The sequence below is a fragment of the Fictibacillus enclensis genome (assembly GCF_001457035.1).
Lineage (GTDB): Bacteria > Bacillota > Bacilli > Bacillales > Fictibacillaceae > Fictibacillus_C > Fictibacillus_C enclensis.
The window spans coordinates 430,457-442,234 of the sequence record NZ_KQ758619.1; the positions used below are offsets into that span (position 1 = coordinate 430,457).

General features: G+C 40.3%; 10 protein-coding genes and 2 pseudogenes. 6 read left to right on the forward strand and 6 right to left on the reverse strand.

All coding sequences use genetic code 11. The annotated features are described in order from the left end of the window. The first annotated feature begins 95 nt into the window (after positions 1-95). Positions 96-1,013: an AraC family transcriptional regulator gene (locus tag AS030_RS17385; protein ID WP_061973946.1), complete on the forward strand. Its 918-nt coding sequence runs from the start codon at positions 96-98 to the stop codon at positions 1,011-1,013. Positions 1,014-1,296: 283 nt separating this feature from the next. On the opposite strand, the pseudogene AS030_RS17390 reads toward AS030_RS17385, so the two are convergent. Beyond that, positions 1,297-1,552: pseudogene (locus AS030_RS17390) on the reverse strand (VOC family protein). Between the two features lie 145 nt (positions 1,553-1,697). Here AS030_RS17390 and AS030_RS17395 point away from each other — a divergent pair. The 5 genes from AS030_RS17395 (at position 1,698) to melA (ending at position 7,221) form a co-directional block, all read left to right on the forward strand. Continuing rightward, positions 1,698-2,714, forward strand: a complete 1,017-nt coding sequence (locus AS030_RS17395) for a LacI family DNA-binding transcriptional regulator (protein WP_061973948.1) — start codon at positions 1,698-1,700, stop codon at positions 2,712-2,714. Between the two features lie 69 nt (positions 2,715-2,783). Further along, entirely contained in the window at positions 2,784-4,088 is a 1,305-nt protein-coding gene (locus tag AS030_RS17400; RefSeq protein ID WP_061973950.1) for an ABC transporter substrate-binding protein, read from the forward strand. Positions 4,089-4,106: 18 nt separating this feature from the next. Beyond that, complete coding sequence (locus AS030_RS17405) at positions 4,107-4,994, forward strand: carbohydrate ABC transporter permease (protein ID WP_061973952.1); 888 nt, start codon at positions 4,107-4,109, stop codon at positions 4,992-4,994. Further along, positions 4,991-5,887, forward strand: coding sequence for a carbohydrate ABC transporter permease (locus AS030_RS17410; RefSeq protein WP_061973954.1), 897 nt, complete (start codon positions 4,991-4,993; stop codon positions 5,885-5,887). The genes AS030_RS17405 and AS030_RS17410 overlap by 4 nt, the downstream gene beginning before the upstream one ends. Before the next feature lie 11 nt (positions 5,888-5,898). Further along, a complete protein-coding gene (gene melA, locus AS030_RS17415; RefSeq protein WP_061973956.1) occupies positions 5,899-7,221 on the forward strand; it encodes an alpha-glucosidase/alpha-galactosidase in 1,323 nt (440 codons plus the stop codon). A 96-nt stretch (positions 7,222-7,317) separates the two neighbouring features. Here the strand turns inward: melA and AS030_RS24370 are convergent. The 5 genes and pseudogenes from AS030_RS24370 to AS030_RS17430 form a co-directional block, all read right to left on the reverse strand. After that, positions 7,318-7,536, reverse strand: a pseudogene (locus AS030_RS24370) (MFS transporter); the annotation flags it as partial. A 51-nt stretch (positions 7,537-7,587) separates the two neighbouring features. Continuing rightward, positions 7,588-7,743, reverse strand: a complete 156-nt coding sequence (locus AS030_RS24050; protein ID WP_164988954.1) for a hypothetical protein — start codon at positions 7,741-7,743, stop codon at positions 7,588-7,590. Between the two features lie 319 nt (positions 7,744-8,062). Further along, a complete protein-coding gene (locus AS030_RS17420; RefSeq protein ID WP_061973958.1) occupies positions 8,063-9,433 on the reverse strand; it encodes a D-serine ammonia-lyase in 1,371 nt (456 codons plus the stop codon). 80 nt (positions 9,434-9,513) lie between these two features. Then, entirely contained in the window at positions 9,514-9,861 is a 348-nt protein-coding gene (locus AS030_RS17425; RefSeq protein WP_061973960.1) for a VOC family protein, read from the reverse strand. Positions 9,862-9,984: 123 nt separating this feature from the next. Beyond that, entirely contained in the window at positions 9,985-11,742 is a 1,758-nt protein-coding gene (locus AS030_RS17430; RefSeq protein ID WP_061973962.1) for a carbohydrate-binding protein, read from the reverse strand. Positions 11,743-11,778 lie beyond the last annotated feature (36 nt).

An 11,778-nucleotide genomic window follows, 5' to 3' on the forward strand; every position in this document is an offset into this window, starting at 1 on the left:
ATGTCAAATGATTGCCTAATCCTCTCACGGTCATTTACGCGAAGAGGAAATAAGCATTATAATAGGACCAACATGGATGAAGAAAGGGGGATTTTATGTTTGAACAATTATATAGACAAAGAATGGAACTCTCCAAACTCATAAATGGCTACTTAAGTCAGAACGGTACTCACATGACGGCTATTCCGTCTTTGTTTTTCTCCCGTTACCCGAATAAAACTGGACCAAATTACGGAGTCCACAAGCCTTCCCTATGCATTGTCGTTCAAGGAATGAAAGAGGTATTCCTATCACAGGAACGATTTCAGTATGGTCCTGCCGATTATCTTGTTGCATCCGTTAAACTGCCGATAACCGGACAAGTGACACAAGCCTCTTTGGAACAACCATACTTGGCTCTAAAACTTGAATTTACGCCGAGTGAAATAGTAGAGGTGTTACGTGATACCCAAATAGAAGCTGATAAGAAGGAAAATGTGAAGAGAGGTATGTACGTCAGCAAAATAGAGCAACCTTTGCTAGACGCGGTAACTCGATTAGTTCGACTCCTGGAAAATCCAAAGGAAATCCAGGTACTTGCTCCTCTAATTAGGAAAGAAATTATCTATAGAGTTCTCCAAGGAGAACATGGGGGGATACTGAAACAAATTGCAATAGAAGGAAGTTACACCAATCAAATCAGTGATGTGATCGAGCATATCATGAAAAACTATGAAAAGTCTTTCAAAATTGAGGGACTTGCGGAAATAGGAAATATGAGTGTCTCCTCACTTCATCGACATTTTAAAGAGGTAACCGCAATGAGCCCGATCCAATTTCAAAAACAACTAAGGCTTCAAGAAGCCCGGAGCCTGTTGTTATCGGAAATACCGGATGCCGCTGATGTTGCCTTTCGGGTTGGCTATGAAAGTCCATCACAGTTCAGTCGTGAATATTCGCGAATGTTCGGTTTGCCGCCTAAAGAAGACATTAAGCGCCTCAAACAGAACAAGGATAAAACAATTAACGCTTGAGTTTCTGAAAACAGGTACAAATCGTGTGGTCTGGGGGAAGGTGCCAAATAAAAATTTACCTTCTGATTCATGCGTGGAGGTGTCCTGCCTCGTTCATAAGTAAGGAAGTAGTCCAATAGGTTTTCCTAAAAAGGCACTCCGTGGAGTGTCTTTTTGGTTTTTGTGCCTGGACATTTTTATAAAAATGACTTGAAATACAAGCAGTCCTTGTCGAACCGTAAGTACCCATATCTATTTGAGATAAAAAAGACCTCATATCCACCGGATCATGAGGTCCTGTACACTATTTCTCCCAAAGCTCGACAAGTCGACCGTCAGGATCTTTAATCCAAGTAAACTTTCCATATTCACTAACCTCTTTGTCCTTTTCAAGAGGGACGCCAATTTGTTCAAGATGATGAATCGTTTCATTTCCTGGTTCGGGTGTAATCATCGTCCCGTTCCAATTTTCCAGATGAATCCGCAGAGCACTTCACCGTACACCTTTTGTAGCTTCGAGATTCTTAACTCCAAAATATTCCTCCTAAACCTTTAATCATTGTATCTACCCCCTATTAAATTAAACTGAAAAATTTAGAAAATTTATAATTGTCTAATTTACAATAAGCTGATATGATTAAATAACTCAGAAAATATCAGAAAATTTTTAAAAATATTTCCGAATGTGAACAAGGAGTTGCTGAAATGAAAGTCACTTTGAAGGATATCGCTGAGGAAGTAAGCCTATCTATTTCAACTGTATCAAGGGTATTAAATAATCATGCTAATTCAATTCCTGAAGAAATGAGAGAAAAAATATTTAAAGTTTCTAAAGAAATGGGATATAAAAAACTTAATAATAGAAAAAACGAGAAAATAAATGAGAAAAAAATCGGTTGTGTAATTAATAATATTAAAAGTAAATACCAGGATCCGTACTTTTCTGAAATGATTTATGGGGTAGAGCGGGAGCTGATTGAGCAAGGTTATAAAATGAGTTTTTCATACAATGATAAAGACTTAATCCATTTGGATCTTAAAGAAGAATATAAGGATGATACTTTGGGAGTTATTGTGGTTGGAGCACTACATGAAGATTTATTGAAGAATCTATCAAATAGTGTCCCTTATGTAATTTCTGTAGGAGGTAAACCGGGGCTTAATATTGATTATGTAACAGTAGATTTTAAAGAAGCGGCTAAAAGGGCAACTGATTACTTGATAGGGTTGGGGCATGAAAAAATTGCATGTATTAGTTCAAGTTCTTCCGCTCTTAATATACCTGCGGAAGAAGATGATAGATTCATTGGCTTTCAGGAAGTATTGGCTTCCCACAAGCTGCAATTAAAAAAAGAGTGGATTCAAGATGGGCTTTTTACAATTGAAGGCGGCTATAAAGCAATGAAGAGAATTTTGATGGATAAAGAGTTGCCTACTGCTGTTTTTACAGCAAGTGACCGCATGGCTCACGGTGCATATAAAGCCATACAGGAATATGGTTTGTCCATTCCCAAGGATATTTCTATTGTTTCTTTTGATAACATCGAAATGTCGAAATACGTAAATCCGCAGTTATCTACCATTCATGTTCATAAGGAGGACATGGGCAGAATCGCTGTCAAAATGTTACTCCAAAGAATGGATGATAGTATTCGCTTTCCGCTAACGACTTACTTGCCCACTGAATTAATTGTTCGTGAAAGCTGCGAACCATTAACATAAATTTTTGTTCCATGAAAGGGGGATCGGCGTTAAGTAGTTGTTCCACATATTGAAAAGGGAGGATTAATAATGAAAGCGCTTTTAATTGGTAAAAACCTTTTTATGTTGATGTTAGTAGTTTCTCTCCTTGGTGGATGTGCCGCATCGAATTCGAATACTTCAGAGGACGCAGGAAAAAAGAACGGCAAAGAAACAATTGAGTTTGTATATTGGGCAGCAGCTGGGGGCGAAGAAAAAGGATTTAATGATTTAGTAAGCAAATTCGAATCAGAGAATCCTGATATAAAAGTAAAGAAAAGCCAAGTGCCTCCTCCGAATCAGGGTGATTATTATACAAAAATACAAACTCGAATGGGTGGAGATGATGCACCTGATGTCTTCCGGGTCCAATATCAAAAGATTGGCGAGTTTTCCAGTCAGGGCGCATTGATGGACTTGACAGACGTTGTAGGTAAAGACAAGGAAAACTACAACCCAAGTTTACTGACAGCTGTTACTTATAAAAATAAGATTTATGGCTTGCCGCACCATACAGACACGCTAGCCGTTTTTTACAATAAAACGTTCCTTGATAAATTGAATATAAAAGCTCCTGACAATTTGAAGGACGCATGGACATGGGATCAATTATTAGATGTTGCAAAAAAAATCGAGGACAAAAAGTTAGCACCAAACGGTATAGCGGCTAACATATCTGCTTCATCTGCCTACAGAACACTTCCCTTCTTTTTTGAAAATGGAGCTTCATTGCTAACGAAAGACTTAAAGAAAGCAAATGTGAATACACCTGAAGCAACCGAAACTTTAGCCTTTCTTCAAAAAATGTATAAGAACTATATGTCTAAAGGCAACAGCATGAAAGGCGCAGATGATCCAAATATGTTATTTACTTCAGGTAATGCAGGGCTCTTTATTACGGGGAACTGGATGATTCCATTGTTTGAAAAAGATATGAAGGATGAATGGGGCGTTACATACATGCCTGTGAAGGATAGTGCTGCGTCGGATTTAGGAGGAAACGGATTGGCGGTACCGGCAAATAGCAAACACTCCAAAGCCGCAAAGAAATTTATTGCATTTATGGGTGAAAAGGAAAATATGAAGACATTTGTAGAGGAAGGTCTGTTCTTACCTAGCCGCACAGATGTTAAGGGACCGTTTGAATATCAAATCAAAGATCCAAAAATGATGAATTTATTTATTGAACAATCTCAAACCGTGCCGGTAGATTTAGCGAAAACGGTGACCATTCCGGAGTTCAGTAAAGTGAATCAGGCATTAGGAGATTCTTTTGAAGCGTTATATACCCAGAATGCTTCTCCTGAGAAAACAGCGAAAGAATTGGAAGAAAAAATAAATTCAATCCTGAAATAGAATGAAGGGGGGAGGACAATGGTTTCAAGTCTTTCAAAATGGTACGAAAAGAGATCGATAAAAATTGCCCCTTATTTGTTCATCGCACCGAATATCATTCTATTTCTGACCTTTATGGTTATCCCGATTTTCTTTACGTTTTATATTAGTTTTCAACAATGGGGGATGTTTGGAAAGCCAAGCTTTATCGGGCTTGAGAATTACTCACGGATGTTTGGGGATAAAGTTTTTTGGATATCGCTGCGAAATACAGTTTATTATACGGCAGGTACGGTTCCGTTTAGTGCAGCACTTGGTTTGATTGGTGCCCTGATGCTGAATCAAAAGGTTCCCCTGCGCGCGATTTTTAGAACGATATTTTTTGCTCCTGTTGTCGTGTCACTAGTTGCGGCTGGCCTTATCTGGTCATGGATGTTTAATCCTAATTATGGATTGTTTAATGAAATTTTGAGCAAGTTCGGTGTCCATGGAGTAGATTGGCTTTCCTCATCCACCTGGGCAATGCCGGCTGTTATTCTGACAACACTTTGGGTAAGAATTGGCTATTGCCTGGTGATCTACTTAGCTGGTCTCCAGGCAGTACCCGACTCACTTTATGAAGCAGCGGATATGGACGGTGCCAATGGCTGGCAAAAGTTTTGGCGTATTACTTTGCCCACGATTAAGCCGACCACTACTTTTATTCTAGTAATGGAAATTATTCATGGATTTATGGTTTTTGATTTGGTTTTCACTATGACAAAGGGCGGTCCTGGCTACTCAACTACCGTTATCGTGCAATATATCTATCAAAAGGCTTTTACTGAAGGTGAGATGGGGTATGCTTCGGCCATCGGAACTTTTTTCTTTTTTCTGGTCATGATTCTTACTTTGGTACAAATGAGGTTAGGGAGGGAAAAACAATGAGTGATAATAAAGCCTTGCTTGCAAAAGAAGGTAAACTTGACGTTTCTCAGCCCCTTTCCTTGCCGAGACTGAGTCCGAAAAAGATTAAAACTACTGTAATCTTTCTGGTTTTATGTGGGATGGCTTTCCTCTTTCTGCTCCCATTTATTTGGATGTTGTCCACAGCGTTAAAAACCCCGGCAGAAGTAACTGCAAAAGATACCCATATTATTCCGGATAAATTGATGTGGAGCAACTTTTCAGACGCTCTCCACGCGGCTCCCTTTGCTGGTTATGTTGGAAACAGCCTGATCGTAAGTATATTAGCAGTAATTTTAACTGTGTTTATCAACTGTTTGGCAGGATATGCCTTTGCAAAATATAAATTCAGAGGGAGAAATCTCCTTTTTCTGATGATTTTGAGCACCTTGATTATCCCTGTTCAAATAACGATGATTCCCAATTTCTATATTCTAAAGTACTTGGGATGGATTAACAGCTATGCAGGATTAATTGTCCCTAGGGCTGCAGAAGCTTTTGGGCTGTTCTTAGCCAGACAATACATCATGAATATTCCTGATTCCCTTATCGAAGCTGCAAGAATTGATGGTGCTAGTGAATTTAAAATTTTTAGGAAAGTGATTTTACCCAATATCAAACCTTTGATCGCAGTGTTGGTCATTTTTACTTTTATGTGGAGATGGAACGAGCTTGCATGGCCGCTGATTGCTGTTTCCGAACAGAGTATGTATACCGTTCAATTGGGGCTAGCGATGCTGAAGGGAGAACACTTTATTAATTGGACTCAGCTCATGTCACTGACTTTGCTTTCCGTTATCCCTATTTTAATCGTGTTCTTAATTTTTCAACGGTATTTTATCAAAGGTATGGTTGGTTCCGGAATGAAAGAATAGGAGGCTGTAATATGGCAAAAGTTACAATTATCGGAGCAGGTAGTGTAGTATTTGCAAAAAGGTTGATTACTGATATTTTGAGCTTTCCCGAACTAAAGAACACTACGTTTTCATTAACAGATATTAACCAAGAGCGATTAGGCACAGCTGAAAAGATGGCTCTAAGAATAGTCGAAGAGAATGGCGGCTATGCAAAGGTAGAGGCAACGTTAAATCGGAAGGAAGCATTGGCTGGTGCAGATTATGTTTTGAATCTCATTCAAGTTGGCATGCATCAATCTACACTAATCGATTTTGAAATTCCCAAAAAATACGGCTTAAAGCAAACCATTGCTGATACTCTTGGGGTAGGTGGGATTTTTCGGGCACTCCGGACGATCCCAGTTTTGTTGGACATTTGCAGGGATATAGAAGAGGTGTGTCCAAACGCGTTATTGTTGAATTACACAAACCCAATGGCCATGCTCATGCATGCAGTAGCTAAGTCAAGTTCCATTAAATCAGTCGGGCTTTGCCACAGTGTTCAGAATACAGCAGATGATTTGGCATCCTACTTGAATATTCCGGTGGAAGAACTTGAATATAAGGTGGCTGGGATTAATCATATGGCCTGGTTTCTTGAACTTAAAAGGAACGGAGTCGATTTGTATCCCGAGTTGTTTAAAGCAATGGAAAAGGATAATGTTTTCAGTAAGGACAAGGTGCGTTTCGAGATGATGCGCAGGTTGAATTTTTTCGTCACAGAATCCAGTGAGCATATGTCTGAATATACACCTTACTTCATTAAGGATGAAAAATTAATTGAGCAATTTGATATTCCAATCGATGAATATGTACGAAGAAGTGAAAGAAACCTTGAGCGTTTTTCCGAAACCAGAGAAAAAATAGAAAAAGGCGAGTCATTTCGTACAGAAAAGAGCCATGAATATGGAGCACCTATTATTCACTCTATGGAAACAGGTACAAATCGTGTGATCTGGGGGAACGTGCTGAATACAAATCTAATTACAAACCTGCCTGCAGATTCATGTGTGGAGGTGCCATGCCTGGTTAATAAATCTGGCATCCAGCCTTGTCACGTCGGAGATCTTCCCGTACAACTCGCGGCGATGAATCGGACAAACATTAATGTCCAGCAACTGGTGGTTGAAGCGATTTTAACAGGAAATATAGATTATGTCTATCAAGCAGTGATGATGGATCCGCATACAGCATCTGTATTATCTCTTGAGGAGATGTGGTCAATGACCAATGAACTGTTACTTGCACATGAAGAGCATCTTCCGAAGTTTACATCTGGCCGAAACCTTATTAAGAAGGAATTGGTTCAATAAAAACGTTTAAAAAGCACTCCGCGAGTGCTTTTTGTTTTTTATGCGTGAGATCTTTTGTGAAAATAACGGGATATTCAACTGGGTTGCAAGAGTACCTTATCTAGAAAGTTGCTGTGCAGGAGTATTCATGTAGTTTCTATACATAATAAATACCAAACTTAATGCCAGAGATAGTAACCCCACTAATCCCACGTATGGTGTACCTAATTGAGAAATAAACACTCCTCCTGCAGCTGTACCAATTGTTGTTCCTAAGTTAACGGAGGATAAAAATAATCCATTTGCGAAATCAGGTGCTTCTGGAGCTGCAGACGTAGCAGGAATAGGAGGTAATATTAATCAATACTGGACACTCGGAGTGGTTTTTTAATCACGCATTGCTCCTGCCTCTCGGGAAGTCATTGCGCCTTGTCCTTCGCTTACATCTTTTTGAATTTCTTGTTTCACTTTTTGTGCATCAGTTCCAGAGAATTCTGGTTTCATTGAACCTGAGTTCCCTTTAGCTTGTTGATCCTGTTGCATATCATTCCTCCTCAAATTCTTGTGTAACAATCTTATTATTTACAAAAAAACCTTGTAAATCCCAAAGTTATGCAAAATTACTGGACAAACAGGTTTCCTTTTTTTAAAAAAATCACCACACGAATATCCGGTTGACCACCAGAAATTCCGGTTCGATTTAGAGAAGCTCAACCACACAGGCTGGGATCGTCTTAGGTGTAATAATGGGGATGGTTATCTTGATGGTGCTGCACGATAGTTGAGGATTAGGACTGTCGTTGCGGCAGCTTTTTCTTATGGAGTTAACGGCAGGATAGTTTAATAAAAAACACAGGGTCAACTAACCCCGTGTTAAATTCAATCCTTTTTGATAATATTGCATCATCATTTCTTCGGGAACCATATTTCCGCCAGTCCCCCAAATAATGTGGGTTCCTTTACTCATTTTTTCCGTTAAATTATGCCTTCGTAAATAATCGGTTCCTTCTTTACTTAATTTAATTGGTCCTATCATGCCTGCCAGTGCTGAAGGTTCTAAATGAATGCCCTCTGTATCAATTAGTTCCTTTAATAGCTTATACAACTGTTCATCGCTAACTGTATAATTACCACTTAGAAACGGCTCTATGGTTTTACCCACAAATCCAGATGGTCTTCCAACAGCAAGTCCATCAGCATCTGTTACATTATCAATCCCAATATCTTGTACGGAAATTTTATCATGAAGTCCAGTCATTAAACCAAGTAACATACATGGCGAGTGGGTAGGCTCTGCAAAGAAACAGTGAACATGGTCTTGATACAATAACTTCAATCCAAAAGCTATACCGCCGGGACCACCGCCTACTCCGCATGGAAGGTAAACAAACAAAGGATGATTTTTATCAATGGTTATCTTTAATTCTTCTAATTGTTTTTTTAATCGAGATGCTGCTACTGCGTATCCTAAAAATAGATCATTAGAATTTTCATCATCTACAAAATAACATGCAGGATCCGCATCTGCTTGGAGCCGACCTTCCTCTACTGCTTTACTATAATCTGAATCATATTCAATTACATTCACATTTTTGTTTCGAAGTAAGTCTTTTTTCCATTGTTTTGCATCAGCCGACATATGAACGGTCACATGAAATCCTAACTTTGCACTCATTATGCCTATACTAAGTCCTAAATTTCCAGTCGAGCCTACTGCGATTGAATATTGTGAGAAGAATGTCCGAAACCTTTCACTATCTAAAATGGAATAGTCATCTTGAATCGTCAACAATTGATGTTGAAGAGCTAATTTTTCTGCATGTTTGAGAACTTCATAAATCCCGCCTCTTGCTTTTATAGACCCTGATATAGGAAGGTGACTATCACACTTAAGCAATAATTCACCCAGTATAGGTTGTTGATAATTCTGCTCTAAGGATTGTTTCATGGAAGGAATTCGTGTTAAAGGAGATTCTATTATCCCATTCATCTTTTTTGTTTCCGGGAAAACTTTGGCAATGTATGGAGCGAAACGTTTCAGCCTTTCCTCTGCATCCCTTACATCCTCTTGAGTAAGGGGGGATTTTTTCATTCCTGTTTTAAACTTTTCAATATTTGGATTTAACCACAATATTTCCTTCATTGAAATGAGTTGGTTTAGTAAAGGATAGTGTTCTTTCCATGTTTCTAGTTCTCTGAATTCAATATCTTTCACTTTATTACTCCTCCTCATTGACTTGATTATCGTCACCGAAACAAAGTAAAGTATAATTGAATAAATGTTAAATACAGTTGATCATGAGGTCCTGCACACTATTTCTCCCAAAGCTCGACAAGTCGACCGTCAGGATCTTTAATCCAAGTAAACTTTCCATATTCACTAACCTCTTTGTCCTTTTCAAGAGGGACGCCAATTTGTTCAAGATGATGAATCGTTTCATCCAGGTTATGTACTTGGAAATTTAGCATCACTTGCTGTTCTGTTGGAAAATAGCTGTCATCCTCGGTAAAGAAAGAGAAGATCGTTTCATTTCTTGATTCGGGTTTAATCATTGTCCCGTTCCAATTTTCCAGATCAATCTTCAACACTTCACTGTACCACTTTTTGGTAGCCTCCAGATTCTTTGTTCTCCAAAATATTCCTCCGAAACCCTTTATCATCGTATCTGACCCCTCTCTGTTAACTTGTACAAGTCCATTATAACCTAGCCATTATCCTAATTTTAGAAGTTTGTGCACAAAAAAGAAACTCATCTAAGGCTGACGAGTTTCTCCCTTTTTATATCACTTCAACAAATTACGTCCCTTAAGCAAATCCCTCTCAAATATCATGGTCTTGCCTTCATTCTTGAACATTGCATACTCCACAGCGGGCTGTAACACCACGTTATCGAGCAGCAATTCCTCACCTTTGAACTTCAGCTTGAGCTCATGCACACCCTTGCTTAGATAAACAGGGTGCTCTGCATTTACTAACGTCAGAAAATTGGTATCCGGGGAAGGGAGGACCTTCATAAAGCTCACGTTTCGGACATCGACCTGCACATCAAGCTTGCCGGCAGAACCGGCTTCCCGAACCAGTGCACCGGACAACAGGTACAAGCCGCTCTTATCGACAGTAACCTTCTTGGAGATGACATCAGAATCTCCTAATCTCACAATTTTTCCGCTATAGGAAGCATCGCCAGTCCATGAGCTTTCAGGTGTCACCGTCTCCGGCATGCCAAGCACCGTATCAAAATCTTCAGCTTCGTCTACAACCGCTGTATGCCGCTTAACGGTTTTTGCATGTAAAAGCTTCTCTGCTTTCGGAATGGAATTTACCATCTGCAGCGCCATTAGCGCTTCGATCGTCGACTCAGCACCGGAGTTCCAGTTTACTTTTCCGGTTACACCGTTTAAACCGTCATAGCCGCGGCCTGTCTTTGAATCATACATCACGGCATTTGCATCATTGTTGCCTGTAAACCAGGAGGCAGCCAATCCCGCATATTGAGCATACTTTGGATCTTTCGTTGCTTTAAAAACCTCCGCAAATCCCTGTGTCAGCATGTTCACGCCATAGGCGATTTGCTCATCCTTCGCCATCGTTGGCGCCATTTCCTTGATCATTCCCGTAACAAGCAGGTGGGAGAAGAGTTGATCCGCTTCCTGCTGTGCGGATTTGACCCATTTCTTTTCACCGAGCACACGGCCGGCTTTTGCCAAAGCAAAGGATTGGCCGCTGCCCCATGCATGCCAGAGGGTAGGGGAGCCGTCCCAGCCAAGATGGGCACCGTACGGGTACTGCGTATACGAACCATACTGAAACTCATCGAGTCCACGGCCCACTTTTTTCATTGAATTCTTTACACTCGCCAGAGGTTCAACCTCATAAAAATAAGCAAGACCCAGCAAGGCATTGGACATGGCGTCAAAGCCGCCGATCCATACGGGCACTCTGTAACCGTGTACATTTTTGTATTCACCATAGTTCTCGTTCACTTTTTTCTGCAGGGCTTGATTCGCTAAAAGGAAACTGTCCTTCAATTTAGCAGCATAAGCAGGATCAGCTTTCTTGAACACGCCGTATCCTTGTCCCATGGCCCACATCGCGCGTGCGGCCCACCAGTCAAACGACTTTTTGCTTGTCGGGCCATCGGTATTGATCGAGAGGTCCTTGTTGACAAAGTTATAAAACTCGCCGTCATCCGCCTGCATGTGCATGACAAAATTCAACGCTTTCTTCGCATTCTCCAAGGAATCCTTATTCCCGTTTTCTTCATAATCGTTCAGGTACACGACCGCTGCACGGGCCACATCATCTACGCAGGCAATCCCTTCACCTGACGCATCCACCCATTTGTAATCCGGAGCTTCCGAATAGATGTGGGTAATCAGCATGTCCACACCGTCAATTGTCACATCCTCGTTTAAAAAATTGAGGTGTTCCAGATTCACCGGTGTTTTTTCTTCCGACGGTTTCCCCGCCGCATGTGCATAAGCCGGTGATGCCAGGCAAAAGGCCACCACAAACGCCAAAAGCATTTTAAATCCTTTCATGATCATCCTCCTTTATATCGTAAAACTTTTAAAAAG

Excerpts from the sequence above, each read along its gene's own strand:
- AS030_RS17385 (WP_061973946.1), top strand. The coding sequence starts at position 96 with ATGTTTGAACAATTATATAGACAAAGAATGGAACTCTCCAAACTCATA.
- AS030_RS17395 (WP_061973948.1), top strand. The coding sequence starts at position 1,698 with ATGAAAGTCACTTTGAAGGATATCGCTGAGGAAGTAAGCCTATCTATT.
- AS030_RS17400 (WP_061973950.1), top strand. The coding sequence starts at position 2,784 with ATGAAAGCGCTTTTAATTGGTAAAAACCTTTTTATGTTGATGTTAGTA.
- AS030_RS17405 (WP_061973952.1), top strand. The coding sequence starts at position 4,107 with ATGGTTTCAAGTCTTTCAAAATGGTACGAAAAGAGATCGATAAAAATT.
- AS030_RS17410 (WP_061973954.1), top strand. The coding sequence starts at position 4,991 with ATGAGTGATAATAAAGCCTTGCTTGCAAAAGAAGGTAAACTTGACGTT.
- melA (WP_061973956.1), top strand. The coding sequence starts at position 5,899 with ATGGCAAAAGTTACAATTATCGGAGCAGGTAGTGTAGTATTTGCAAAA.
- AS030_RS24050 (WP_164988954.1), bottom strand. The coding sequence starts at position 7,743 with ATGCAACAGGATCAACAAGCTAAAGGGAACTCAGGTTCAATGAAACCA.
- AS030_RS17420 (WP_061973958.1), bottom strand. The coding sequence starts at position 9,433 with ATGAGGAGGAGTAATAAAGTGAAAGATATTGAATTCAGAGAACTAGAA.
- AS030_RS17425 (WP_061973960.1), bottom strand. The coding sequence starts at position 9,861 with ATGATAAAGGGTTTCGGAGGAATATTTTGGAGAACAAAGAATCTGGAG.
- AS030_RS17430 (WP_061973962.1), bottom strand. The coding sequence starts at position 11,742 with ATGAAAGGATTTAAAATGCTTTTGGCGTTTGTGGTGGCCTTTTGCCTG.